The organism is uncultured Nocardioides sp., assembly GCF_902805925.1.
In the GTDB taxonomy this organism is placed as follows: Bacteria; Actinomycetota; Actinomycetes; order Propionibacteriales; family Nocardioidaceae; genus Nocardioides.
The window spans coordinates 14,146-36,567 of sequence record NZ_CADCUP010000001.1; the positions used below are offsets into that span (position 1 = coordinate 14,146).

Sequence of the window (22,422 nt, forward strand, 5' to 3'; positions counted from 1 at the left end):
CCAGGAGCATGACGCAGAACCCCAACGACGACCTCAAGGCCAAGATGCGTGAGGCGCTCGACCGCAAGAACAAGCAGGAGAAGGGCGTCCACCGGGACGGCCCGGTGCGCGAGAAGGCGCACGGCTCCGAGGTCGAGGGCGGCGCGGGCCCGAAGATGCACCGCCGCAAGGCGGGTGGCGGGGGCTCGTAGCCCACCCGTCGCGAGACGGTGGCGACGTCCGGGAGGATGGGCGCATGCAGTTCGGACGCAGCTATGAGGAGTTCGAGGTCGGTGCCACCTACCGGCACTGGCCCGGCAAGACGGTCACCGAGTCCGATGACCACCTGTTCTGCCTGCTCACGATGAACCACCACCCCCTGCACCTCGACGCGCACTACGCCGAGGAGACGACGCAGTTCGGCCGCAACGTGGTGGTGGGCAACTACGTCTACTCGATCCTGCTCGGCATGAGCGTCCCCGACGTCTCGGGCAAGGCCATCGCCAACCTCGAGATCGAGTCGCTGCGCCACGTGGCTCCCACGTTCCACGGCGACACGCTCTACGGCGAGACGACCGTGCTCGACAAGTGGGAGTCGAGGTCCAAGGACGACCGCGGCGTCGTCCACGTCGAGACCATCGGCTACAACCAGGACGGCAGGGTCGTGTGCATCTTCCGCCGCAAGGTGATGGTGCCCAAGGACTCCTACCTCGCGGCGCGCGGCGGCGAGCAGCCGGGCCGGCCGACGCCACAGCCGGACAAGAGCTGGCCGGCCCCTCAGCAGGGCTAGGTGCACTCAGGGGTTACGACGGCGAACAGGTCGCCGGGCTGGCACTCCAGCGCGTCGCACAGCGCGGTGAGCGTCGAGAAGCGGACGGCCTTGGCGCGCTGGTTCTTCAGCACGCTGATGTTGACCACCGTGACGCCGATGCGCTCGGCGAGCGCGGTGACCGTCAGGCCCCGCTCGGCGAGCAGCTCGTCGAGGCGGCATTGCACCCGGTGGGGCTCCTCGACGGGCATCAGACGAGCCCCTCGACGTCGTCGCGGAGCCGGGCGCCCTGGCGGAACGCCTCGGCCACAGCCCCGAGGGCCAGACCCAGCGCCGAGATGGCGAGGGTGCCGGCGGGGATGACGACCGAGAACCAGAACTCCTGCCCGAACGCCTCCTCGAGCACTGCCGCGTTGGCGATCCCCGTGAGCGCGTGGTGCGCCCACGGCGCCAGGAGCAGCGTGAGGCCCACGACGCGCAGGCGACGTACGGCGGCGTCGGAGAAGCTCTCGCCCCGCTGGATCGTCCGCACCAGGCCCAGCAGGGGCCCGGTGACCAGCGGCGCGGCCGCCGCGACCACCAGGGCGGGCAGCAGGGTGAGCAGCCAGAGCGTGCCGGACGCGTCGGCGAGGGTGACCTCGGCGCCGCCGTCCCACGCCGCCGAGGCGCCGTCGCGCAGTGCCGGGCTGGTCACGCGCGCCTGCTCCTCGAGGACGGCGGGCCACACGAGGGCGTCGCCGCCTGCCCAGGCGGCCAGCGGCAGTCCCACGACGACGAGCGGGACACCCAGGAGGCCGACCAGCAGCAGGAGCTTGGTGGCGGCGTAGTCCCACCGGTCGAAGTCGAGTCGTGCCATCGTCGTGTCCCCTGTCCTGGATCCGTGTGTTATCGAGGAACGATAACATCGACTTTCGATGTGTCAACGCTCTGGCATGCTCAGGGGATGACGAGCGAGCTGTGGATGTGCCGGCACGGCGAGACGGAGTGGAGCCGCGACGGCCGCCACACCTCCACCACCGACCTCGAGCTGACCGCCGGGGGCGAGGAGGTCGCCACCACCCTGGCCGAGCGCCTCGCCGGCACCTCGTTCGACCTGGTGCTGAGCAGCCCGCGGGTGCGCGCCCGGCGCACCGCCGAGCTGGCCGGGTTCGATCCCGAGGTCGAGGAGGACCTGGTCGAGTGGGGGTACGGCGACTACGAGGGCATCAGCACCAACGAGATCCGCGAGACGGTGCCGGGCTGGACGGTCTTCACGCACCCGACCCCCGGCGGCGAGACCGCCGAGCAGGTCGGTGCCCGGATCGACCGGGTGGTGGCGAGGGCGCGTGACCACGGCGGCCGGGTGCTCGTCTTCGGGCACGGCCACTCGCTGCGCGTGCTGGCGGCCCGCTGGCTCGAGCAGGACGTCCGCGACGGTCGCCATCTCAAGCTCGACACCGCCACCATCTCGACGCTGGGCTACGAGCGGGAGACGCCGGTGCTGCTGCGCTGGAACTCCGATGCTTGACGGGCCGGGACGGGCGGCTCCACCGTAGGGCCATGTCCCTCGTCGTCGGCTGCCCGCGCTGTCGCGGGGTGGTCACCGAGCACCAGCAGGAGTGGGCCTGCGTCGACCACGGGCCCACGCCGCCGCTGTGGCGACCCGGGGAGGCGTCGTACGAGAGCTTCACCGCGCACCTCGGTGCGGCCGGGACGTTCCCGACGTACGTGCCGTGGCCGATGGGGCCGGACTGGCAGGTCAGTGACTTCGCGGTGGTGGGGGCGTCGCCCGAGCAGGCGTGCGCGACCATGGCGTGCACGTCGGGCACCAGCCGGCTCGACGGCCCGGTGGACGTCTTCGTCGTCACCGAGGAGGCCGGCACCGGGCTCGGCTCGCGGGTCGCGGGCACCGGGGGGCGCGACCCGGGCCCGGAGGTGCGTGACGGGACACCGGTGGCCCGCGTGCGCCTGGGCCGCACCGCGGTGCCGCTGTGGGTGGTGTCGGCGGGCCGGACCGATGAGGAGTTCGACCGGTTCGTCGTCGTGGGCGAGGCGGAGGGACGCTGGTTGTGGATCGTCCTCAGGCCGGCGTCGGCCGTGCTGCTGCTGCGTGACGAGTGGATCCTGCGCGACCTCTCCGGGCTCGGACCACTCCTCGTGGACACCCGCTTCGGGGGGCCGCGCCCACCGTGGTGAGCCCCTCCGCGATGCGGATCGGCCCCTGCCCAGGCAGTAGCCTCGACGGGTGCGCATCGACCTCCACACCCACTCGCTCGCGAGTGACGGGACGCAGACTCCCAGCGAGCTGGCGGAGGCGGGGTCCCGCGCCGGCCTGGACGTGATGGCGCTCACCGACCACGACACCGCGGCCGGGTGGGCCGAGGCGACGGCCGCGGCGGAGTCGGCCGGCATCGCGCTCGTGCGCGGCATGGAGATCAGCACCCGGCACGAGGGGCGGGGCGTGCACCTGCTGGCCTACCTGCCGGACCCGACGTACCCGCCCCTGGTCGAGCACCTGGACCTGATCCTCGAGAGCCGCAGCGGCCGGGTGCCCGCGATCATCGAGCGGCTCCGCGCCGCCGGCATCGACGTCACCGAGGACGACGTCCGCCGCGAGGCCGGTGCCTCCGCCGCTGCCGGTCGGCCGCACATCGCCGACGCCCTGGTGCGCCGGGGGGTCGTGGTCGACCGCGGCGAGGCCTTCGACCGGTTCCTCAAGCCCGGCCGCGCCGGCCACGTGCACCGCTACGCCGCCGAGCTCGTCACCATGATCGAGACCGTCCGGCTCGCGGGCGGCGTGACCGTGATGGCCCACCCCTGGGGCCGGTCCGACCCCGGCTCGCTCGGCGAGGCCGCCTTCGCGGGGCTCGCGGAGGACGGGCTCGCCGGCATCGAGGTCGACCACCGCGACCACACCGACGAGCAGCGCGACGAGCTGCGGTCCATCGCCGCCAACCTCGACCTGGTGGTCACCGGCTCCAGCGACCACCACGGCACGGGCAAGACCGACCACGACCTCGGCTGCTTCACCACCGCGCCCGACCAGTACGCCCGGCTGATGGAGCTGGCCGCCGGGTCCGCCGCCGTCGCCGGCCGTGCGACGCCACCGGTGGTGGGTGGGTGAGCGGCGTCCTCGACGTCGTGCTGCTGACCGAGGTGTTCGTGACGCTGTTCGTGATCATGGACCCCGTCGGCACGGTGCCGATCTTCCTCTCCCTCACCTCGGGCCGCTCGGCGGCCACCGCCCGCCGGGCTGCCTGGCAGGCGGTGACGGTGTCGTTCGTGGTGATCACCGCCTTCGCCTTCTTCGGCCAGCAGATCCTGTCCTACCTCCACATCTCCCTGCCCGCCCTCCAGTGCGCCGGCGGGCTGCTGCTCCTGCTCGTCGCGCTGGAGCTGCTGACGGGCAACGAGAAGGAGCCGACCGCCGCGGCCGGCACCAACGTGGCCCTGGTGCCGCTCGGCACCCCGCTGCTCGCCGGGCCCGGCGCGATCGTCGCCACGATGCTGTTCTCGCGTGAGGTCGACGGCCTGCCCAGCTTCACCGCAGTGGCGCTGGGCGTCGTGCTCACCCACGTCAGCCTGTGGCTGGCGATGCGCTACTCCCTGCCGATCCTGCGGCTGATCCGCGAGAGCGGGGTCCTGCTGGTGACCCGGATCGCCGGCCTGCTGCTGTCGGCCATCGCCGTCCAGCTCGTCGCCGACGCGGTGCGCGCGTTCGTCGCCGGCGAGGGCTGAGGGTCAGCGTCGCCCCAGCGACTGCGCCGCCTGGAGGGCACGCGCGGGGACCAGCCGCGTCAGTGCCACCACCGCCCGGTACTGCGCCCCGGGCACCGAGCGGCTGCGCCCCCGGTCGAAGTCGGCCAGCGTCCGGCGCACCACGTCGTCGGCGTCGAGCCACATGAAGGCCGGCGCGGAGCCTCGGCCCACCGCCATGCGCTCGTGGAACTCCGTGCGCGTGAAGCCCGGGTGCAGGGTCGTCACGCGCACGCCGCTGCCCGCGTGCTCGGCCGCCGCCCACTCCCCGAAGCTCGTCACCCAGGCCTTGGCCGCGCCGTACGTGCCGCGGGGGAGGTACGCCGCGACGCTGGAGACGTTGATGAGCCCGCCGTGGCCGCGGGCCGACATGGCGCCGAGCGCGGCGTGGCTGAGTCGCATGACGGCGGTGACGAGCACGTCGAGCATCGCCTGCTCCGCCTCCACGTCGTTGTCGAGGAACCGGCCCCTGAGCCCGAACCCGGCGTTGTTGACGAGCAGGTCGACCGGCTGCGCGGCGTCGGCGAGCCGCTCCTCGACGCGGGCCAGCTGCGCGCGGTCGGCGAGGTCGGCCGGCAGCACCTCCACGTCGACGGCGTACGCCGTCCGGAGCTCGTCGGCGACCTCCGCGAGGCGCTCCCGGTCGCGGGCGACGAGCACGAGGTCGTGCCCGCGGCGGGCGAGCTGGTGGGCGAAGCGGAGTCCGATGCCGGCCGTGGGGCCGGTGATCATGGCGGTCGACATGGCCCCACCCAACACTGTGTCCTCACGGCCGCGGCAAGGCCGGTCCGGCATGATGGGCAGGGATGACCACGACACTCGCGATCGCCAACCAGAAGGGCGGCGTCGCCAAGACGACCACCGTCGCCTCGCTCGGTGCCGCGCTGGCCGAGCTCGGGCACTCCGTGCTGCTGGTCGACCTCGACCCGCAGGCCTGCCTGACCTTCTCCCTGGGCATCGACCCCGAGGACCTCGACGTCTCGGTGCACCAGGTGCTGACCCGGGGCGTCGACCCGGCCGAGGTGGTGATCGGGACCGACGACGGCGTCGACCTGCTGCCCGCGACCATCGAGCTCGCCCGCGCCGAGGCCGACCTGCTGACCCGCACCGGTCGTGAGCACGTCGTCAGGACGACGCTGGAGCTCCTCGCCGAGGGCGGCAGGGCCTACGACTGGGTGCTGCTCGACTGCCCGCCCTCGCTGGGCGTGCTGACCGTGGCGGCGCTCACCGCGGCCGACGGCGTGCTCGTCCCGCTGCAGTGCGAGACGCTGTCGCACCGCGGCGTCGGGCAGCTCCTCGACACCGTCCACGACGTGCGCCGCTTCACCAACCGCGGGCTCGAGGTGTGGGGCGTGCTGCCCACGCTGTACGACGGCCGCACCGCCCACGCGCGCACCGTGCTCGAGACGATCTCCGACACCTACGACCTCGACGTGGTCGAGCCGCCCATCCCCAAGACGGTCAGGTTCGCGGAGGCGCCGGCGGCCGGCCGGTCCATCCTGTCGACGAGCCGCAGCAGCAAGGGCGCCCGGGCCTACCGCGAGGTGGCCGCCCACCTCGTCGCGCGAGCGCAGCAGCCGGCGACGAGGACGGCCTCCCGCACGGGGGCCCGCACGTGACCGGCGACCGGCTCGGCCCGGTGCGGCCGCGCTACGGCCGCCTGCTGCTGGCGGTCGCGTCGCTGTCCGTGACCGGGGTGGCGGTGCTCGGCGGGCTCGGGGTGCTGCCGGTCGCGCAGGCCGGTGACGCGCCCGCGCCGGCCGCCCGGCTGGCGAGCGCCGAGGTGTCCACCGGCCCGGCGGTCACGCAGGCCCCGACGCCGACGGCGACACCCGTCGTACCCTCCGCGGGCGCTGCCGCGACGGCCCCGGTCGACGACGCGCTGCCGGCCGACTCGGGCCAGGGCCGGCGCGTGGTCTTCAGCGAGGGTCGCCAGCGCGTCTGGCTGGTCGAGGACGACGGCACCGTGGCGAGCACCTACCTGGTCTCGGGCAGCGTCCACGACAACCTCGACCCGGGGGAGTACGCCGTCTACTCGCGCTCGGAGCGGGCCTGGGGCATCGACGACTCCGGCACGATGAGGTGGTTCGTGCGCTTCACCCGGGGCGACAACGCCGCCATCGGCTTCCACGACATCCCGGTCGACGAGGGCCGCAAGGTGCAGAGCGTCGCCCAGCTCGGCACCCCGCTCTCGCACGGCTGCATCCGGCAGAGGCGGGCCGACGCCGAGCGGATGTGGGCCTTCGCCCCGATCGGCACGACCGTCGTCGTCACCGCCTGAGTCCCCTCAGGCGCCGAGGCCGGCCTCCCGGGCCTTGAGGACCGCGTCCGAGCGGTCGCGCGCGTGGATCTTGGCGAGCGCCAGCGAGACGACGTTGCGGACCGTCTTGTCCGAGAGGAACAGCCGGGTGGCGATCGCGGCGTTGGGCAGCCCCGCCGCCACCAGGTCGAGCACCTCGAGCTCCCGGTCGGTCGGGCCGGGGAACTGCTCGGAGCCGCGCCGGGTGGTGCGGGAGGACTCCTGGACCCGGCTCAGGACCTGGTCGGCGACACTGCCGCCGAAGACGGCTCCACCCTTGGCGACGTCGCGGAGGGCCCGGGCCGCCTCGTGCTTGGTCGCGCCCTTGACGAGGTAGCCGCGGGCGCCGGCCCGGAGGGCGGCCAGCACGCTGTCGGCGCCCTCGTGAATGGACAGCACGAGCACCTGGGTGTCGGGCAGCGCGGCGCGCACCCGGCGGGTGGCCTCCACGCCGTTGAGGCCCGGCATCGCGGCGAGGTCCATCACGACGTCGGGCCGCAGCTTCCTTGGCGCGCTCGACCGCCTCGAGGCCGTCGGAGGCCTCGCCGACGACGGTGACGCCGTCGAGCGTCCAGCACCATCGCGAGCCCCTCGCGGTACACGGGATGGTCGTCCGCGACGACCACACGCAGGGCGGACCTCTGCTCGCCGCTCACGCGGGCACCTCCTCGAGTCGGGTGACGGGGTCGTGCAGGGGGAGCGGGGTGGCGCCGCCGGTAGGGGTCGGCCCGGTCGCCTCGCGCGAGCCGGTCGACGAGCTGCTGCACCCGGCGCCGCGCCGGCTCCGCCCCGAGCGCACCAAGACCGTAGTCCCGGGACGGAGATGACGTCTCGCCTCGGGACCCCGGGACGTCCGGCCCGGCACGGTGTCCTCGTCGGCACCGGGAGGTCCGGTGCCCCTCGCCGAGGAGTCACGTTGACCGAGCCGCAGGCCCACGCCCGTCCCACCACCGCATCCATCCTGGCCACCTCCGGCGGCCTGAGCGACTGGGCCCGCGACGTCGTCGGCCCCCCCCGGTCGCCGACCGGGTGACCGACCGGGCCACCCGGCTCGTCGCCGGCGCCATGGTCGCCGACCGACTGCCCCGGCTGGCGCCCGTCCTGGGCGTCGTCCTGGCGCTGTCCGGACTGGGGCTCCTGGCGCAGGTCGGCTTCCGGCTGTTCGTGCTGTCCACCGTCTCCGACGGACCGGTGCCGGACTCGGCCGTGGACACCTACCTGTCCTTCCAGGGCAGCCCGTACTTCGACATCCTGCTGCTGCCCGGGCTGCTGCTGGGAGCGGTGGGCACCTTGCTGATGATCGGGTCCCTGCTGGGCACGGGCGTCGTGCGACGGTGGGTCCCGGTCGTGCTGGTCGCCGGCACGGTGCTCGCCTCCGGCGAGTTCCCCGACCCGGTCACCATCGGCGGCGCCGCGCTCGGGGCCGTCGCCAACCTCCAGCTGGCTGGCGCCCGGGCGTCGTACGCCCGGGGTCGGGCTCAGCTGGTGGCGGGAGCCTCGGTCCTCGTGCCCGAGCCACCGCCGCCACGACGGCGGCGGCGACGGGGGCGAGCGGCGCCGGTGGAGCCCTCGCCCGCCTCGGCCGGGGCGCTCTCGGTGGTCATCGCCGAGGCAGCCTGCTCGCCCTCGACCGGACGACCGTTGCGGGTGCGGCTGCGCTGGCGGTCGCGGCGGGGCGCCCGCTCGGAGCGCTCGGACCGCTCAGGGCGCTCGCGGTCCTTGCGCGGGGCCCGCTCGACGGGCTCGGGGTCCTTGATGCGACCCTTCGTGCCGGGAGCGATGCCCTGGTCGTGGTAGAGGTGCGCGGAGGTGGAGTAGGTCTCCGGCGGCTCGTCGAAGGGCAGGCCGAGGGTCTTGTTGATGACCTTCCAGCGCGTGAGGTCGGCCCAGTCGACGAAGGTGATCGCGGTGCCGGTGGCGCCCGCCCGGCCGGTGCGGCCGATCCGGTGCACGTAGGTCTTGTCGTCCTCGGGGCAGGTGTAGTTGATGACGTGCGAGACGCCGCGGACGTCGATGCCGCGGGCAGCCACGTCGGTGCACACGAGCACGTCGAGCTTGTCCTCGCGGAAGCGGGTCAGCGCCTTCTCGCGGGCCACCTGCGCCATGTCGCCGTGGAGGGCGCTGGAGCGGAAGCCTCGCTCGGCGAGGTCGTCGGCCACCCGCTGCGCCTGGCGCTTGGTGCGGGTGAAGACGATGATCTTGCTGGCGTCCTCGGACTGCAGGACGCGGCCGATGATCTCGGGCTTGTCGAGGTCGTGGGCGAGGTAGATGAACTGCGCGGTCGCGGGCACCATCGTGGTGTCGTAGGACGACTCGGCGCGGATGTTCATCGGGTGGCGCATGTGGGTGCGGGCCAGCGCGACGATCGCCGCCGGCATGGTGGCCGAGAACAGCATCGTCTGGCGCGTCTCCGGCGTCTTCTTCAGCAGCCGCTCCACGTCGGGCAGGAAGCCGAGGTCGAGCATCTCGTCGGCCTCGTCGAGCACGAGCGCGTGCACGTGGGAGAGGTCGAGCGCGCCGCGGTTCATCAGGTCGATGAGCCGGCCGGGGGTGCCGACGACGATGTCGACGCCCGCCGCGAGCACGTCGAGCTGGGTGTCGTAGCCGACGCCGCCGTAGACGGTCAGGACGCGCATGCCGCGGTCGGCGGCGGCGAGGGTCAGGTCGGAGGACACCTGGAGGGCCAGCTCGCGCGTCGGCGCCACGATCAGGGCCTGCGGCTTGCCCTGCGGGATCTCGGTGTAGTCGGGGTCCTTGGGGGCGATCGAGCGCTGGATGACAGGGATGCCGAAGGCCAGCGTCTTGCCGGTGCCGGTGCGGGCCTGACCGATCAGGTCGGTGCCGAGCAGGGCGACCGAGAGGGTCATCTCCTGGATGGCGAAGGGAGTGGTGATGCCGCCGCGCTCGAGCGCGTCGCAGATCTCGGGGTGGACCCCGAGCTCACGGAAGGTGGTCACGGTGTGTCGCTTTCGTCTGGTCTCCACAGCAGATGCGGTGGACCGGTCGAGTCGGGACGACGGGGACATCCACCGCGCACATGCTCGGCAGGGGCTCCCGCCGGAAGTCAATCTGGCCGGAAGTCTATCGGTAGGGTCGGCGCATGACGGAATCCCTGCCCGTGGCCCTGCCGGTTGCCCTGCCGGTGGCCCTGCAGGACGACGCGTACCGCGAGGCCGTCGTCGACCTGCTCGGGGCCATCGCGTACGGCGAGCTGTCGGCGTTCGAGCGGCTGGCGGAGGACGCCAAGCTGGCGCCCTCGCTGGAGGACAAGCTCGCGATCAGCGCCATGGCCGCCGCGGAGTTCGGCCACCTCGACGCGCTGCGCCAGCGCCTCACCGAGATCGGCGCCGACCCGTACGCCGCGATGCGGCCGTTCCGTCGCGCCATCGACGACTTCCACGCGCACACCGCACCCGCCGACTGGTACGAGGGCCTCATCAAGGCCTACGTCGGCGACGGCCTCGCCGCCGACTTCTACCGCGAGATCGCGGCGTACCTCGACCCCGACACCCGCGACCTCGTCATCGACTCCCTCTCCGACACCGGCCACTCCGCGTTCGTGGTCGACCGGGTGCGCGCCGGCATCGCGAGCGACCACCGCCTCGGCGGGCGCCTGGCGCTCTGGGGCCGCCGGCTGATGGGCGAGGCCCTCACCCAGGGCCAGCGGGTGGCGGCCGAGCGTGACGCGCTGAGCGCCCTGCTGGCCGGCGGCATCGACCGCCCATCCCTGGACCTCGCGGCCATCGGCCGGATGTTCAGCCGGCTCACCGAGCGGCATGCCGAGCGGATGGCCGAGCTGGGGCTCGACTCCTGAATCCGCGTCCGGCGCCTCGTCTCAGTGCGAACGGCCCCGCACCCGTCAGGTGCGGGGCCGTTCGTGGCGTGGGGTGGAGGTCGGGTCAGACCCGGTGCCCCCGGCTGCTGCGCGAGCGCCCGGTCAGCGTGGAGGCGATGATGACGAGCACCATCGCGGTCAGCACGGCGACGATGCCCTGGACCCAGTCCAGGCCCCTGCTGCCGTCGCCACCGAAGGCGCGGTAGATGACGTCACCGAGCAGCATGCCCCCGATGCCGCACACGAGCACGAGCCACAGCGGGATGTTGTCCTTGTCGCCCGGGGCGAGGAACTTGCCGAGCAGGCCCACGATGGCCCCGACGACCAGGTAGAACAGGATTGTTCCGATCTCCATGACGACCTACCTCTCTGGTGCCACGGGCGTGGCACGACGGTCAGCGGAAGCCGACCGTGCCTGAGGTACCCGAACCGATCTCGACATATGCGATGTTGTGGGCGGGCACCACGATGCGGCGCCCCTTGCTGTCGGTGAGGGCGAGCACGCCGTCCTCGGACACCGCCTGCTCGAGCTGCTTCTCCACGTCGTCGGCGCTGGCGCCGGTCTCCACCACGAGCTCGCGCGGGGCGTGCAGCACGCCGATCTTGACCTCCACGGTCGTCTCCTTCGAGTTGTGCTTCAGTGTTCGTCGGTGAGGGGGTACCCACGGATGCCGCGCCAAGCCAGGCCGGCCACCAGCGCCGCGGCGTCCTTCTGGGTGATCGTGCGGGACTCGCCGGCCTCCGAGAGCCAGAACCGTGCGCTGACCTGGGCCATTCCCACCAGCGACACCGCCAGCAGGTTGGACGCCTCGCCCGGCAGGCCCGTGTCGTCGTGGATGACCTCGGCGATCATGGCCGCGCAGTCGGTCGTGACCCGGTCGACCAGGGCCCGCACGGCGGGCTCGTTGGTCAGGTCGGACTCGAAGACGAGGCGGAAGGCGCCGGTCTCGGCCGCGACGTAGGCGTAGAAGACCTCGACGGTGGCCGCGACGCGCACCTTGTTGTCGTTGGTCGAGGCCAGCGCCTGACGGCAGTGGTCGATGATCTGCGCGCAGGAGGACTCCAGCAGCGCGAGGTAGAGGTCGAGCTTGCCCGGGAAGTGCTGGTAGAGCACCGGCTTGGAGACTCCGGCGCGGTCGGCGATGTCGTCCATCGCGGCCGCGTGGTAGCCCTGGGCGACGAAGACCTCGAGCGCGGACCCGAGCAGCTGCTCGCGCCGCTCACGGCGCGGCATCCGGCCACCGCGGGGACGGGCCTCGACGACGTCGTGCTCGGCCACGGGGCGGCTCCTTCGCTGCGGTCGGCGGGACAGGTGGACGGCCGGCCGGATCGACGCCGGCTGGTGCAGCGTGAACCCTACCGGCTGGTCACGAGGGGGTCCGCGATCCGGTCGCGGACCCTTCGGCGACCCCTGGAGGGAGAGGATGGGAAGAAGCCGCTCCCGCATGACGTTGTGAGGGGGAGCAGCCGATCAGAGACGAAGGAGTCACCGTGTCCTACCCAGCGCTCGTGGAGCCCGCCGACGAGCTGACGATCGACGAGGTACGCCGCTACAGCCGGCACCTCATCATCCCCGACGTCGGCATGACCGGGCAGAAGCGCCTCAAGAACGCCAAGGTCCTCGTGATCGGCGCCGGTGGCCTCGGCAGCCCAGCGCTGCTGTACCTCGCCGCGGCCGGCGTGCACACGCTCGGCATCGCGGAGTTCGACGAGGTCGACGAGTCCAACCTGCAGCGCCAGATCATCCACGGCCAGTCCGACATCGGGAGGTCCAAGGCGCAGTCGGCCAAGGAGTCGATCGCCGAGGCGAACCCGTACGTCGAGGTGGTCCTGCACGAGGAGCGCCTCGACAACGACAACGTCATGGAGGTGTTCGAGGGCTACGACCTCATCGTCGACGGCACCGACAACTTCGCGACGCGCTACCTGGTCAACGACGCGGCGTACTTCCTCGGCATCCCCTACGTCTGGGGCTCGATCTACCGCTTCGACGGCCAGGCCAGCGTCTTCGCGCCGTCGATGGCCGACGACGCCCCGTGCTACCGCTGCCTCTACCCCGAGCCGCCCCCGCCGGGCATGGTCCCGAGCTGCGCCGAGGGCGGCGTGCTGGGCGTGCTGTGCGCCAGCATCGGCTCCATCCAGGTCAACGAGGCCATCAAGCTGCTCACCGGCATCGGCGAGCCGGCCATCGGCAAGCTCGTGATCTACGACGCCCTCGAGCTGGAGTGGCGCAAGCTCAGGGTCCGCAAGGACCCTGACTGCGCGCTGTGCGGCGAGAACCCCACCGTCACCGGCCTCATCGACTACGAGACCTTCTGCGGTGCGGTCAGCGACGAGGCGGCCGACGCGGCCGCGGGCTCGACGATCTCCGTGGTGACGCTCGAGCACATGCTCAAGGAGCGCGAGGAGGGCACGCGGGACTTCGTGCTCGTCGACGTGCGCGAGCCCAACGAGTACGAGATCAACCGGATCCCCGGCTCGGTGCTGATCCCCAAGGGCGACTTCCTCAACGGGTCGGCGCTCGAGCAGCTGCCCTCCGTCGATGCCGGCAAGCAGGTCGTCATGCACTGCAAGTCGGGGGTGCGGTCGGCCGAGACGCTGGCGATCGTGAAGGGCGCGGGCTACTCCGACGCCGTGCACGTGGGCGGCGGCGTGGTCGCGTGGGTCAACCAGGTGGACCCCAGCCAGCCGTCGTACTGACCAGAGGCCCGCGCGTGGCCTGACCGGCGCGGCCTCCTCCGTCCGCGGGGACGGGCGCCGCTCGCGCGCCCGATAGGTTTCTGCCATGCAGGGGCAGACTGCGGACGGCGCGCGGGCGGGCAGGACGGCCGTGCTCGCCGTGGCGGCCCTGCTGCTCGTCGCGCTGCTCGCCGTGTGGGCCGCCTCCATCGGCGGTGACGCGGTCCTCTCCGGTGACGGCCCCGACCGGGCGGTGGGGGAGAGGCCGACCTCCACGCCGACGCCGAGCCGCAGCGCCACGGGGTCGCCGTCACCCGAGGACGCCGTCGCCGGCGACCCGCCGGCGCTCTTCTCGGTCCTCGCCTACGTCGTGGTGGCGGCGTTCTGGCTGCTGGTCGCCGTCGTCGGCTCGCTCCTCCTGCGCGAGCTGTGGCGGCGGGTGCGCGGCGTGCGCCTGGAGGTCGAGCCCGACCCGGTCGACGTCGAGCACCTCGACCAGCCGGCCCTGGTGGCGCGGCAGATGGAGCGCGACGCGTCGGTGCAGCGCAGGATCCTCGAGGAGGGCGAGCCGCGCACGGCCATCGAGGCCTGCTGGCACCGCTTCGAGGTGCAGGCGCGCGAGGCCGGGCTGCCCCGCGAGCCGTGGGAGACCTCCTCGGAGTTCACCTACCGGATGCTCGACCTGGTGGGGGCCGACTCGCACGCGACCTACGTCCTGGGCGAGCTGTACCGCGAGGCGCGCTTCTCCGAGCACCCGCTGGGCGAGGCGTCCCGGGAGGCCGCCCGCGCCGCCCTGGCCGCGATCCAGCTCCGCCGCGGGGCCGCCTCGCCGGGGGAGCGGTGACGAGCGGGCAGGGCCGTCCGGCGCTGCTCGCCGTGGCGGCGTACGCCGCGACGTACGCCGTGCTGTGGGCGCTGGACTACGAGCCGCACGCGCTGCCCCTGCTCCTGCTGCTGCTCCTCGCCTGGCTCGTGTGGCGGCTGGTCCAGGAGGCCCTCGACGCCCCCGCGGCCGAGTGGAACACCGAGCTCGAGGGCTCCTTCCGCCCCGTCGCGCAGGACCCCGTGCTGTCGGGCTACCTCCGGCTGCTCCAGAGCCACGCCGACACCCGGGAGGCCGAGCCCGCGCTGCGACGACGGCTGCTGGAGCTGGGCAGCACCCGGCTCGAGGCGCGGCTCGGCGTGCCCGCCGACGCCCGGACCTCCGACGAGCGCCTGGGACCGGAGTGGGCCGCCCTGCGCCGAGACCCCGGCCGGCGCCTCTCGGTGGCCGAGATCGACCGCCTGCTGACCAGGATCGAGGAGCTGTGACGACGGAGGGCCCCGGAACCATGGGGGTCGGCGAGGCCGCCGAGCTGGCGGGCCGGGTGCTGGCCGAGGTCGAGAAGGCGGTCGTGGGCAAGCACGACAAGCTGGCGCTGGTGCTCGCCGCGGTGCTGGCCAAGGGGCACGTCCTGCTCGAGGACTTCCCGGGGCTCGGCAAGACGCTCGCCGCACGCTCGTTCGCGCAGGCGCTCGGCCTGGACTTCGCGCGGGCCCAGTTCACCCCCGACCTGCTGCCCGCCGACCTCACCGGCTCCTTCATCTACGACCAGCGTGAGGGCCGGTTCGACTTCCGCAGGGGACCGCTGTTCACCGGCCTGCTGCTGGCGGACGAGATCAACCGCACCCCGCCCAAGACGCAGGCGGCGCTGCTGGAGGCGATGCAGGAGCGGCAGGTCACCATCGAGGGCGAGACGTTCGCGCTGCCGGCGCCCTTCCACGTGCTCGCCACCGCCAACCCGGTGGAGTACGAGGGCACCTACCCGCTGCCCGAGGCGCAGCTGGACCGCTTCCTGCTGCGGGTCAGCTTCGGCTACCCCGGCGCCGAGCAGGAGTACGACGTCGTGGCGCGGCGGCTCGCCCGGCGCCGGGAGGAGGTGGAGCTCGAGCGGGTGACCGACGCCGCCGGGGTGCTCGCCATGCAGGCGGCGGTCGAGGAGGTGGAGGTCGACGAGAGCATCGGCCGCTACTGCGTCGACCTCGTCACCGCGACCCGGGCACACCCCGACGCCCTCACCGGCGCCTCGCCCCGCGGCTCGCTGGGCCTGGTGCTCGCCGCCCGTGGCTTCGCGGTCCTGCGAGGCCGCGACTTCGTGATCCCCGAGGACGTCAAGGCGGTCGCCCGCCCGGTCCTGGCGCACCGCATCACCGTGCGGCCCGAGCTGTGGATGACCTCGGCGTCGGGGCAGCGCGTCGTCGACTCCGTCCTCTCCGACGTGCCCACACCGCCGACGCTGGGCGGCAGGCGGTCGTGACCACCTGGCGGGCCACCCCGGCGCTGGCGCGGGCCGTGGTGCTGGCGGCCGTCGGCCTGCTGGCCGGGGTGACGCTGGGCCGGCCGGTGGTCGTCGTGCTGGTGAGCCCCTTCCTGCTGCTCGTGCTGATGTCGTTGCTGCACCGGCCGTCCGGTCACCCGCGCGTCGACCACCGCCTCGACCACGTCACCCTGCACGAGGGCCAGGGCACGACCCTGCGGCTGCGGCTCGAGGCTGCCGAGGGCGTCGAGGTGGTGTCCCGGGCCGCCGCCCGGGCGCCGTACGTCGCTACCCGGCCGCCCGGCGGGGCCCTGGTGGCGCTGGCCGACGACGACCACTCGCTGCGGGTCAGCCCGCGCCGGTGGGGCCGCCGGACGCTGGGCGACGAGCGGGTCGCGCTCACGAGCCGGTGGGCCGGGTTCCGCTTCGGCGCGACGCGCGTGCAGGGCGCGAGGATGTTCGTGATGCCCGGCCCGGCGCCGTACGACTCGCGGGCCGAGGCGCCGGCCCCGGTCGGGCTCGTGGGCGCGCACCGCTCGCGCCGCAACGGCTCGGGCACGGAGTTCTCCGGCATCCGCCCCTTCGCCACCGGCGACCGGCTCCGGCGCATCCAGTGGCGCACCTCGCTGCGCACGGGGTCGTTGCACGTGGTGACCACGCGCGCCGAGGAGGACAGCGCCGTGCTCGTCGTGGTCGACGCTCTCGTCGACCTCGGCCGCTCCGGCGGTGTCGACGGCGAGGCCAGCAGCCTGGACCTCGCCGTGCGGGCCGCCTCCTCGCTGGCCGAGCACCACGTGCGCCGCGGCGACCGGGTCGGCCTGCGGGTGCTCGGTGCCGATGACGTGCGGCTGGCGCCGGCCGCCGGCCAGCGCCACCTGCGCCGCCTCCAGGGCACCCTCGCCCGCACCCGTCTCCACTCCCGGGCGAGGCTGCCCGAGGGCTTCGCGCTCGGCGTCCCCGGCGGCACGGTCGTCCACGTGCTCTCGCCGATGCTCGACCCCGCGCTCGTCACGGCGGTGGCCACGGCCAGCCGGCGCGGGCTGCACGTGGTGGTGGTCGACACGCTGCCCCCCGACGTGCGGATGGCCGTGGCGGAGGGCACCGACGAGCGGCTGGCCGGGCTCGCCTGGCGGATGCGTCGCCTGGACCGCGACGACCTGCTGCGGCACCTCGCCGCCACCGGCTGCCCCGTCGTGCCGTGGCGCGGGCCCGGCACCCTCGACGAGGTGCTGCACCGGCTCGCCCGGCGCGCCCAGCTGCCCGCGATGAGGTCGCGATGATGGTGGTGCGGGGTGGGCGCTGGGTGTGGTTGTTGCGGGCCGTCGTGGCCGTGGCACCCGTGCTGGCGGTGCTCCTCACCGCACCGGTCGGCACGGCCCCTTCGCCGTGGTTCGCCGTGCCCCTGGGCGCCCTCGCGGTGAGCTGGGCCGTCTTCCCGGAGTCCGTGGCCGGGATCGTGGTCCTGGCGCTGTCGGTGGGGTGGTGGGCGGTGGGCCCCCCGGGCGACGACGCCCTGCACCCGGCGGCGGTCGGCGCCGCCGCCTGCCTGGTCGCGGCCCACGTGGCGGCGGTGCTGGCGTCCTACGGTCCGGCGCAGGCCCGGGTCCCCCGCCGGCTGCAGGAGCTGTGGCTGCGACGGGCGCTGCTCGTGCTGCTGCCCGTGCCGGCGCTGCTGGCCGCCGCCCGGCTGCTGCGCGGCGACGTCGACGTGGCGGGGGCGTGGATCGCGGGCCTGCTCGGCGTCCTGCTCGCCACGGCGCTGTGCCTGCTCGCCGTCCGCCCTGCGGAGGAGCCCTCGTGACGCGCCGGGTGACGGGACGGGTCGACCCGGAGGAGTACGCCGAGCTGGTGCTGCGGTGCGTCGAGCGGGTGCCGCGGGGGCGCGTCACGACGTACGGCTCGATCGCGGAGGCCGTCGGCGGGGTGCTGGGCGGGGGAGGGCCGCGGCAGGTCGGCTCGGTGCTCGCCTCCTCCGGCGGTCCGGTGCCGTGGTGGCGCGTCGTGCGGGCCGACGGCTCGCTGCCGCCGAGCCACCAGGACGAGGCGAGGCAGGCCTACCTCGAGGAGGGGACACCCCGGCGGCCGTCGGGGTCGATCGACCTGCGTGCCGCCTTCTGGACCGCGACCCTGCCTGTGGACGGGACTGTGGACGGTCCTGTGCAGGAGGTCGCGGAACCTGTGGAGGACGGAGGGGTCTCGCGCCAATAGTGGGGAAAGTCCACGCCCCCTCTTGTGCCCGCCCTTCCCGGGGGCATAGAACTGCTCCACGCACTCCCCCCGGGGAGCGCGGGATGGCTCGGAGACGAGGATCCGTGCGGTGGCGAGGCCCTTCGGGGTGGAGCCGCCGAGGCGCCAGGGTGACGGGGTGCTGGGATCGGTGTCGAGGAGCGATCGACTGGAAGCGTCACCACGATCCGGTCACCAGGAGGGCCCCCGCATCTCATACGTGCGGGGGCCCTTCGTCCATCACCGCTCCGGTCCTCGTGCGCCCCGCCGCGGGAGCGGCATGATGGGCGGCATGCTCTACGGCCTGGTCCACCCCGTCGTCGCGCCCCTCGCCAAGGCGATCTGGCGGCCGGAGGTGACGGGCCTCGAGAACGTGCCGGCGACCGGCGGGGTCATCCTGGCCAGCAACCACCTCAGCTTCGTCGACTCCGTCGTCATCCCGGTCGTGGTGCCCCGCAGGGTGGCGTTCCTGGCGAAGAAGGACTACTTCGAGGGCCGGGGGGTCAAGGGGCTCCTGACCCGCGCGTGGTTCGAGGGCATCGGCATGCTGCCGGTGGACCGTGACGACCCGCAGGCCGCCATCAACAGCCTCGAGACCGCACTGGCGGTCGTCGGGCGCGGCGATGCGTTCGGGATCTACCCCGAGGGCACCCGCAGCCGCGACGGCCGGCTCTACCGCGGCCGCACCGGTGCGGCCCACGTGGCCCTGACGGCCGGGGTGCCGATCGTGCCCGTCGGCCTGCGCGGCACCGAGGACCTGATGCCCGTGGGCACCAACCGGCCCCGGCTGGTGACGGTGCACGTGGCCTTCGGGGAGCCGCTCCACGTCGCCGGGCGCTTCGACGGCGTGCCGCTGGGCAGGGCCCGCCGCATCGTCACCGACGAGGTGATGGCGGCGATCGCCCGGCTGTCCGGCCAGGAGGTCGCCGGGTCCTACAACGACCGGGCTCCCGACGCCTGAGCGCCGCGCGGGGCAGCGCGCTCGCGCGCCCTCTCGGCCAGTCGCGCCAGGGCGGCCGGGAAGATCTCGGCGGGCGGCGTGACGAGGCCGGCGCCGACCTGACCGGTGCCGGCGACCCGGCCGGCCATGCCGGTGTTGATCTGCGGCAGGATCCCGGTCCGGCAGACCCGCGTGACGTCGATCCCGGACGGCACGCCGCGGAAGTCCAGGATCGGCACGGACCAGCGGGGGTTCTCGCCGAGCGTGATCTCGTGCATCCGGCGGGTGGTCGCCAGCGCGTCGGGCACCGTGCCGCCGACGAGGCGCACGATCGCCGGGGCGGTGGCCATCGCGAAGCCGCCGATGCCGGCGGTCTCGGTGATGGCGGAGTCGCCGATGTCGGGGTTGGCGTCGTCGGGGCCGTGGTCGCCGAGGTAGAGGCCGTCGGCCACCTGGGCCGGCCCGGTGAACCACTCGTCGCCCGTGCCGGCCACCTGGATGCCGAAGTCGGTGCCGTTGCGGGCCATCGCCACGACCATCGTCGAGCCCTCGATGCCGCGGGCGGCGTCGAGCGCGAGCTTGCACGCCGGCATCGCGAGGTTGAGGAAGAAGTGGTCGTTGGCACCGACGAAGCGCAGCGACTCCCCGACGTCGGCGGAGTCCGCCCCCGACATCGCCATCGCGGGCGCGAGGTCGCGCAGCAGCATCAGGGTGCCGGCGCGGTTGCGGTTGTGGGCCTCGTCGCCCATCTGCAGCATCTGGGTGAGGATGCCGGTCACGTCGACGGGTCCGGCCGCGCGCACGGCCGTGCGCAGCAGCGGGCCGAGCACGTCGCCCATCCACCGCAGCCTGGTCAGGACGTCGGGGGCGTAGGCGCCGTACCGCAGCACCTTGCCGAGCCCCTCGTTGAGCGAGCAGTGGGTACGGCGCCCGGTCGCGGGGTCCTCGAGGACGAACATCCACATCGAGGGGGTGACCACACCGGCCATCGGGCCCACGGTGCCCCGGTGGTGGCACGGCTCGAGGCTGACCGAGGTGCCCGCCTCGAAGAGAGCCACGGCGTCCTCGGGGTCCTCGACCAGGCCCTCGAGCGCGGCGCCGCCCATCAGGGCGCCCCGCAGCGGGCCCGACGTGCGCTCCCACCCGATGGGAGGACCGGCGTGGAGGAACTCGCCCTCCTGCAGCCCGAGCACCTCCGAGGCGGGGCCGACGTCGACGAGCAACGCCTGGACGCCGAGCATCGCGGCGAGCGCCTGCTCGTTGGCGGCGGCTCGCAGCGGGTCTCCCGCCACGCCGGCGAGGTCGACGGCGGTGCCGTCCATCGGCGGCCGCCAGTCGACACGGGTGACCTCGACGGCCTGGCCCGAGACCGCGTCGGCGAAGAGGTCGGCGCCGACGCCGACCACGAGCTGGGGGGTCCGGGTGGTCATCGGGCTCCTCCCGCGAGGGTCAGGGCGACAGCGGCGCGGGCGGCGCCGGCGTTGGAGAGGTGCACCTGGGCGCCGGCCCCGACGAGGGCGGCGACCTGCCGGTCGAGCCCCTGGGGGTCGGCGGAGGTGCCGACCACGGAGACGACGACGGGCTGCGTCGTGGCGGCGATCGCGGGTGCGAGGAGGGCGGCCGGGTCGGGTTCGGCGGCGTGGCCGAGGACGACGTCCATGAGGATGACGCCGGTGGACGGGTCCGCCGCCACCCGGGCCAGGTGCTCCAGGCGCAGGGTCGGGTCGATCATCGGGTGCGCCCGCCCGGCGGTGAGGTCGTCGTCGCCGAAGTCCACCATCGTGTGTGCGTCGGCGGTCAGGTCGGAGCCGACCTCCAGCCCCGCCTCGAGGGGGATGTTGCTGCGGATCGGGCCCAGCTCGGCGCCGGCGACGAGCATCGCCTCGTCGCACAGGGTGCCGCCGACGAAGAGGCCGCGCAGGTGTCCACCGCGCGGCTCCCGGGCGGTCGACGGCTCGTGCACCGGCCATGCCGGCACGTCTCGGCCCAGCGCCCGCAGCGTCGCCTCGGCCGCCGCGGTCAGGTCCGGTCGGCCGGGCCCGAGGAACGCCAGCTCGACCGGGGTGGCCAGCCCGTCGGCGTACGCGCGGATCTCGGTGGCCACGTCGTCGGCCGGCGGCTTGGAGACCAGCACGACGAGCTCGACGGAGCCGTCGGCGTCGAGGCGGGCGAGGGCGGCACGGGTCGAGAGGCCGCGCACCTGGGCGGAGAGGTCGCGCCCGCCGACGCCGAGGGCGTGGGTGACGCCGACGCCCGCGTGGTCGAGGAGGCAGAGCAGCTGCTGGGCGCCGGTGCCGGAGGCGGCGACCAGGCCGACCGGGCCCGGCTCGGTGGTGTTGGCGAAGCCGAGCCCGATGCCGCCCAGCACGCTGGTGCCGCAGTCGGGACCCATCACCAGGACCCCGCGCTCGGCCGCCGCGTGCTTGAGCGCGAGCTCGTCGTCGAGGGGCATGTTGTCGCTGAAGACCATCACGTCGCAGCCCGCCTCGACGGCGTCGATCGCCTCGACGAGGGCGTTCGGGCCGGGCACCGAGACGAGGACCAGGCTGTCGGCGGGTGCCGACCGGAGGGCGGAGGCGGTGGTGCGCGACGGCGCCTGCTCGACCGAGGCCGACTCGGTGCGGGTGGCGAGGGCGGCCTCCATCGCGGCGTGCGCCCGGCCGAGCGCGTCGGGTGGGGCGTCGTCGGTCAGTCGGACCGCGACGACGAGGTCGTTGGCGGTGGCCGCCTCGGGCACCTCGAAGCCCATCTGGGTGAGCACCTCGACGTTGAGCGGCGTGGCCATCGCCACCTGCGCCGCCGCGACGCCCGACAGCTGCTGGAGGGTGCGGCTGACCTGCAGGAGGGCCACCGAGTCGGCGTACGCACCGGGGCGCAGCTCGACGTGGCTGGGGGAGGAGGAGGTCATCCGACGGCCTTCCGGGAGAGGTGGAGCAGGGCGTGGCGGGCGCCGTGCAGGAGTCCGGCCCCGGAGCTGTGGCCGACGGCGGCGAGGGCGGCCGCCCGGGCGGGCTCGTCGGTCGGCGACGCGGCGACCCAGGCGGCGAACTCCGGGATCACCTCCCCGTCGGCGGCGTGCTGCACGAGCGTCGCGGAGAGGAGGGTGGTGCGCTCGCGCGCGCGGCGTACGACGTCGTCGGCCTCCGGCGCCGGGGCACCGAGCGCCCGGTGCATCGCCAGCCAGCCGCAGACCACGTCGTCGCCGAGCGGGGTGAGGCCGCCCCCGCTGCCCAGCACCGAGTCCAGGTGCGCCGGGTCGACGGTGAGACCGGCCAGCTCGGCGGCGACCCGGGGATCGATGCCCTGCAGCGGGTCGGCCACGGCGGGGGCACGCGTCAGCCGGGGGACGGCGGCGTCGACCACGCGGCGCACGGGCAGGGCGGTGCCGTCGACGAGCAGCACGCCGTCGCGGACCTCGGCGCGGTCGCCGGTCAGGGGGTGCAGCGTCGGCGCGGCGAGCCGGACGGCGCACGGCACGGCGGTGGCCCGCGAGCCGACCACGCCGACGCAGCGGGGCTCCGCCCCGGGCAGCGCGAGGTAGAGCGCATGGGCGCCTCGGTGCACGACGTCGAGCCGGGTGTCCGGGGTGCGCGCCAGCAGCCCGCGCAGCCGGGCCGGGGCGCTGACGGGCAGGGCGGCTGGCAGGTCGGCTGGCATGGTCCG

General features: G+C 74.2%; 29 protein-coding genes. 17 read left to right on the forward strand and 12 right to left on the reverse strand.

The genetic code is table 11. The features are described 5' to 3' along the window. Nucleotides 1-8: 8 nt before the first annotated feature. Together QZX64_RS00075 and QZX64_RS00080 are read left to right on the forward strand one after the other, a co-directional pair. Nucleotides 9-191 (forward strand): DUF5302 domain-containing protein, encoded by a 183-nt coding sequence (locus QZX64_RS00075; RefSeq protein ID WP_295655931.1) that lies wholly within the window; start codon nt 9-11, stop codon nt 189-191. A 44-nt stretch (nt 192-235) separates the two neighbouring features. Further along, a complete protein-coding gene (locus QZX64_RS00080; RefSeq protein WP_295655932.1) occupies nt 236-769 on the forward strand; it encodes a MaoC family dehydratase in 534 nt (177 codons plus the stop codon). On the opposite strand, the gene QZX64_RS00085 is transcribed toward QZX64_RS00080, so the two are convergent. Continuing rightward, complete coding sequence (locus QZX64_RS00085) at nt 766-999, reverse strand: helix-turn-helix transcriptional regulator (protein ID WP_295655934.1); 234 nt, start codon at nt 997-999, stop codon at nt 766-768. The two genes, QZX64_RS00080 and QZX64_RS00085, sit on opposite strands and share 4 nt — an antisense overlap. Further along, on the reverse strand, nt 999-1,604 hold the full coding sequence (locus QZX64_RS00090) for a DUF2975 domain-containing protein (protein ID WP_295655935.1): 606 nt from the start codon (nt 1,602-1,604) through the stop codon (nt 999-1,001). The genes QZX64_RS00085 and QZX64_RS00090 overlap by 1 nt, the downstream gene beginning before the upstream one ends. An 87-nt stretch (nt 1,605-1,691) precedes the next feature. On the opposite strand from QZX64_RS00090, the gene QZX64_RS00095 reads away from it, so the two are divergent. From QZX64_RS00095 to QZX64_RS00110, 4 genes are read left to right on the forward strand one after another with little or no spacing between them, the layout of a single operon-like run. Continuing rightward, nucleotides 1,692-2,255 carry a histidine phosphatase family protein gene (locus QZX64_RS00095; RefSeq protein ID WP_295655937.1) on the forward strand — a complete coding sequence of 188 codons (564 nt, stop codon included), beginning with the start codon at nt 1,692-1,694 and terminating at the stop codon, nt 2,253-2,255. 32 nt (nt 2,256-2,287) lie between these two features. Continuing rightward, the gene (locus QZX64_RS00100; RefSeq protein ID WP_295655939.1) at nt 2,288-2,923 is read left to right on the forward strand and encodes a DUF6758 family protein; all 636 of its coding nucleotides are present in this window, start codon (nt 2,288-2,290) and stop codon (nt 2,921-2,923) included. A gap of 49 nt (nt 2,924-2,972) precedes the next feature. Then, nucleotides 2,973-3,851, forward strand: coding sequence for a PHP domain-containing protein (locus QZX64_RS00105; protein WP_295655941.1), 879 nt, complete (start codon nt 2,973-2,975; stop codon nt 3,849-3,851). After that, nucleotides 3,848-4,465 (forward strand): MarC family protein, encoded by a 618-nt coding sequence (locus QZX64_RS00110; RefSeq protein WP_295655943.1) that lies wholly within the window; start codon nt 3,848-3,850, stop codon nt 4,463-4,465. The genes QZX64_RS00105 and QZX64_RS00110 overlap by 4 nt, the downstream gene beginning before the upstream one ends. A 3-nt stretch (nt 4,466-4,468) precedes the next feature. On the opposite strand, the gene QZX64_RS00115 is transcribed toward QZX64_RS00110, so the two are convergent. Then, the gene (locus QZX64_RS00115; protein WP_295655945.1) at nt 4,469-5,227 is read right to left on the reverse strand and encodes an SDR family oxidoreductase; all 759 of its coding nucleotides are present in this window, start codon (nt 5,225-5,227) and stop codon (nt 4,469-4,471) included. A 62-nt stretch (nt 5,228-5,289) separates the two neighbouring features. Between QZX64_RS00115 and QZX64_RS00120 the strand changes: the two genes are divergently transcribed. Together QZX64_RS00120 and QZX64_RS00125 are read left to right on the forward strand one after the other, a co-directional pair. Continuing rightward, a complete protein-coding gene (locus tag QZX64_RS00120; RefSeq protein ID WP_295655947.1) occupies nt 5,290-6,102 on the forward strand; it encodes a ParA family protein in 813 nt (270 codons plus the stop codon). Further along, the gene (locus QZX64_RS00125) at nt 6,099-6,764 is read left to right on the forward strand and encodes a L,D-transpeptidase (protein WP_295655949.1); all 666 of its coding nucleotides are present in this window, start codon (nt 6,099-6,101) and stop codon (nt 6,762-6,764) included. Before QZX64_RS00120 ends, QZX64_RS00125 begins: the two co-directional genes overlap by 4 nt. A gap of 6 nt (nt 6,765-6,770) precedes the next feature. Here the strand turns inward: QZX64_RS00125 and QZX64_RS00130 are convergent, their stop codons facing one another. The 3 genes from QZX64_RS00130 to QZX64_RS00140 form a co-directional block, all read right to left on the reverse strand. Further along, a complete protein-coding gene (locus tag QZX64_RS00130; RefSeq protein WP_295656006.1) occupies nt 6,771-7,265 on the reverse strand; it encodes a response regulator transcription factor in 495 nt (164 codons plus the stop codon). Nucleotides 7,266-7,996: 731 nt separating this feature from the next. After that, entirely contained in the window at nt 7,997-8,146 is a 150-nt protein-coding gene (locus tag QZX64_RS00135) for a hypothetical protein (protein WP_295655951.1), read from the reverse strand. Nucleotides 8,147-8,260: 114 nt separating this feature from the next. Beyond that, nucleotides 8,261-9,739, reverse strand: a complete 1,479-nt coding sequence (locus tag QZX64_RS00140; protein ID WP_295655952.1) for a DEAD/DEAH box helicase — start codon at nt 9,737-9,739, stop codon at nt 8,261-8,263. A gap of 143 nt (nt 9,740-9,882) precedes the next feature. Between QZX64_RS00140 and QZX64_RS00145 the strand changes: the two genes are divergently transcribed. Beyond that, nucleotides 9,883-10,596 (forward strand): ferritin-like fold-containing protein, encoded by a 714-nt coding sequence (locus QZX64_RS00145; RefSeq protein ID WP_295655953.1) that lies wholly within the window; start codon nt 9,883-9,885, stop codon nt 10,594-10,596. 85 nt (nt 10,597-10,681) lie between these two features. On the opposite strand, the gene QZX64_RS00150 is transcribed toward QZX64_RS00145, so the two are convergent. The 3 genes from QZX64_RS00150 to QZX64_RS00160 are packed head-to-tail and all read right to left on the reverse strand — an operon-like array spanning nt 10,682 to nt 11,851. Then, the gene (locus QZX64_RS00150) at nt 10,682-10,972 is read right to left on the reverse strand and encodes a GlsB/YeaQ/YmgE family stress response membrane protein (protein ID WP_295655954.1); all 291 of its coding nucleotides are present in this window, start codon (nt 10,970-10,972) and stop codon (nt 10,682-10,684) included. A gap of 40 nt (nt 10,973-11,012) precedes the next feature. Beyond that, nucleotides 11,013-11,231, reverse strand: a complete 219-nt coding sequence (locus QZX64_RS00155) for a DUF3107 domain-containing protein (protein ID WP_295655955.1) — start codon at nt 11,229-11,231, stop codon at nt 11,013-11,015. Between the two features lie 23 nt (nt 11,232-11,254). Further along, the gene (locus QZX64_RS00160) at nt 11,255-11,851 is read right to left on the reverse strand and encodes a TetR/AcrR family transcriptional regulator (protein WP_295656009.1); all 597 of its coding nucleotides are present in this window, start codon (nt 11,849-11,851) and stop codon (nt 11,255-11,257) included. A gap of 257 nt (nt 11,852-12,108) precedes the next feature. Between QZX64_RS00160 and moeZ the strand changes: the two genes are divergently transcribed. From moeZ to QZX64_RS00200, 8 genes are all read left to right on the forward strand, one after another. Further along, nucleotides 12,109-13,317: an adenylyltransferase/sulfurtransferase MoeZ gene (gene moeZ / locus QZX64_RS00165; RefSeq protein ID WP_295655956.1), complete on the forward strand. Its 1,209-nt coding sequence runs from the start codon at nt 12,109-12,111 to the stop codon at nt 13,315-13,317. Nucleotides 13,318-13,402: 85 nt separating this feature from the next. Next, nucleotides 13,403-14,140, forward strand: a complete 738-nt coding sequence (locus QZX64_RS00170; protein WP_295655958.1) for a DUF4129 domain-containing protein — start codon at nt 13,403-13,405, stop codon at nt 14,138-14,140. Then, nucleotides 14,137-14,607, forward strand: a complete 471-nt coding sequence (locus QZX64_RS00175) for a hypothetical protein (RefSeq protein ID WP_295655960.1) — start codon at nt 14,137-14,139, stop codon at nt 14,605-14,607. The genes QZX64_RS00170 and QZX64_RS00175 overlap by 4 nt, the downstream gene beginning before the upstream one ends. Before the next feature lie 20 nt (nt 14,608-14,627). Further along, nucleotides 14,628-15,593, forward strand: coding sequence for a MoxR family ATPase (locus tag QZX64_RS00180; RefSeq protein WP_295655962.1), 966 nt, complete (start codon nt 14,628-14,630; stop codon nt 15,591-15,593). Beyond that, nucleotides 15,590-16,873 (forward strand): DUF58 domain-containing protein, encoded by a 1,284-nt coding sequence (locus tag QZX64_RS00185; protein ID WP_295655963.1) that lies wholly within the window; start codon nt 15,590-15,592, stop codon nt 16,871-16,873. The genes QZX64_RS00180 and QZX64_RS00185 overlap by 4 nt, the downstream gene beginning before the upstream one ends. Next, a complete protein-coding gene (locus QZX64_RS00190; RefSeq protein WP_295655965.1) occupies nt 16,870-17,394 on the forward strand; it encodes a hypothetical protein in 525 nt (174 codons plus the stop codon). Before QZX64_RS00185 ends, QZX64_RS00190 begins: the two co-directional genes overlap by 4 nt. Beyond that, nucleotides 17,391-17,801: an MGMT family protein gene (locus QZX64_RS00195; RefSeq protein WP_366558482.1), complete on the forward strand. Its 411-nt coding sequence runs from the start codon at nt 17,391-17,393 to the stop codon at nt 17,799-17,801. The genes QZX64_RS00190 and QZX64_RS00195 overlap by 4 nt, the downstream gene beginning before the upstream one ends. A gap of 310 nt (nt 17,802-18,111) precedes the next feature. Next, nucleotides 18,112-18,780 (forward strand): 1-acyl-sn-glycerol-3-phosphate acyltransferase, encoded by a 669-nt coding sequence (locus QZX64_RS00200; RefSeq protein WP_295655967.1) that lies wholly within the window; start codon nt 18,112-18,114, stop codon nt 18,778-18,780. Here QZX64_RS00200 and QZX64_RS00205 read toward each other — a convergent pair. From QZX64_RS00205 to QZX64_RS00215, 3 genes are read right to left on the reverse strand one after another with little or no spacing between them, the layout of a single operon-like run. Further along, nucleotides 18,753-20,189 carry a DUF1116 domain-containing protein gene (locus QZX64_RS00205; RefSeq protein WP_295655969.1) on the reverse strand — a complete coding sequence of 479 codons (1,437 nt, stop codon included), beginning with the start codon at nt 20,187-20,189 and terminating at the stop codon, nt 18,753-18,755. The two genes, QZX64_RS00200 and QZX64_RS00205, sit on opposite strands and share 28 nt — an antisense overlap. Then, nucleotides 20,186-21,667 carry an FdrA family protein gene (locus QZX64_RS00210; protein ID WP_295655971.1) on the reverse strand — a complete coding sequence of 494 codons (1,482 nt, stop codon included), beginning with the start codon at nt 21,665-21,667 and terminating at the stop codon, nt 20,186-20,188. The genes QZX64_RS00205 and QZX64_RS00210 overlap by 4 nt, the downstream gene beginning before the upstream one ends. Next, nucleotides 21,664-22,416 (reverse strand): DUF2877 domain-containing protein, encoded by a 753-nt coding sequence (locus QZX64_RS00215; protein WP_295655973.1) that lies wholly within the window; start codon nt 22,414-22,416, stop codon nt 21,664-21,666. The genes QZX64_RS00210 and QZX64_RS00215 overlap by 4 nt, the downstream gene beginning before the upstream one ends. Nucleotides 22,417-22,422 lie beyond the last annotated feature (6 nt).

Coding starts and splice junctions, on each gene's coding strand:
- QZX64_RS00180 (WP_295655962.1), top strand. CDS start 14,628: ATGGGGGTCGGCGAGGCCGCCGAGCTGGCGGGCCGGGTGCTGGCCGAG.
- QZX64_RS00200 (WP_295655967.1), top strand. CDS start 18,112: ATGCTCTACGGCCTGGTCCACCCCGTCGTCGCGCCCCTCGCCAAGGCG.
- QZX64_RS00090 (WP_295655935.1), bottom strand. CDS start 1,604: ATGGCACGACTCGACTTCGACCGGTGGGACTACGCCGCCACCAAGCTC.
- QZX64_RS00095 (WP_295655937.1), top strand. CDS start 1,692: ATGACGAGCGAGCTGTGGATGTGCCGGCACGGCGAGACGGAGTGGAGC.
- QZX64_RS00150 (WP_295655954.1), bottom strand. CDS start 10,972: ATGGAGATCGGAACAATCCTGTTCTACCTGGTCGTCGGGGCCATCGTG.
- QZX64_RS00170 (WP_295655958.1), top strand. CDS start 13,403: ATGCAGGGGCAGACTGCGGACGGCGCGCGGGCGGGCAGGACGGCCGTG.
- QZX64_RS00115 (WP_295655945.1), bottom strand. CDS start 5,227: ATGTCGACCGCCATGATCACCGGCCCCACGGCCGGCATCGGACTCCGC.
- QZX64_RS00085 (WP_295655934.1), bottom strand. CDS start 999: ATGCCCGTCGAGGAGCCCCACCGGGTGCAATGCCGCCTCGACGAGCTG.
- QZX64_RS00210 (WP_295655971.1), bottom strand. CDS start 21,667: ATGACCTCCTCCTCCCCCAGCCACGTCGAGCTGCGCCCCGGTGCGTAC.
- QZX64_RS00145 (WP_295655953.1), top strand. CDS start 9,883: ATGACGGAATCCCTGCCCGTGGCCCTGCCGGTTGCCCTGCCGGTGGCC.
- QZX64_RS00100 (WP_295655939.1), top strand. CDS start 2,288: ATGTCCCTCGTCGTCGGCTGCCCGCGCTGTCGCGGGGTGGTCACCGAG.
- QZX64_RS00205 (WP_295655969.1), bottom strand. CDS start 20,189: ATGACCACCCGGACCCCCCAGCTCGTGGTCGGCGTCGGCGCCGACCTC.
- QZX64_RS00190 (WP_295655965.1), top strand. CDS start 16,870: ATGATGGTGGTGCGGGGTGGGCGCTGGGTGTGGTTGTTGCGGGCCGTC.
- QZX64_RS00080 (WP_295655932.1), top strand. CDS start 236: ATGCAGTTCGGACGCAGCTATGAGGAGTTCGAGGTCGGTGCCACCTAC.
- QZX64_RS00160 (WP_295656009.1), bottom strand. CDS start 11,851: ATGCCGCGCCGTGAGCGGCGCGAGCAGCTGCTCGGGTCCGCGCTCGAG.
- QZX64_RS00130 (WP_295656006.1), bottom strand. CDS start 7,265: ATGGACCTCGCCGCGATGCCGGGCCTCAACGGCGTGGAGGCCACCCGC.
- QZX64_RS00075 (WP_295655931.1), top strand. CDS start 9: ATGACGCAGAACCCCAACGACGACCTCAAGGCCAAGATGCGTGAGGCG.
- QZX64_RS00215 (WP_295655973.1), bottom strand. CDS start 22,416: ATGCCAGCCGACCTGCCAGCCGCCCTGCCCGTCAGCGCCCCGGCCCGG.
- QZX64_RS00120 (WP_295655947.1), top strand. CDS start 5,290: ATGACCACGACACTCGCGATCGCCAACCAGAAGGGCGGCGTCGCCAAG.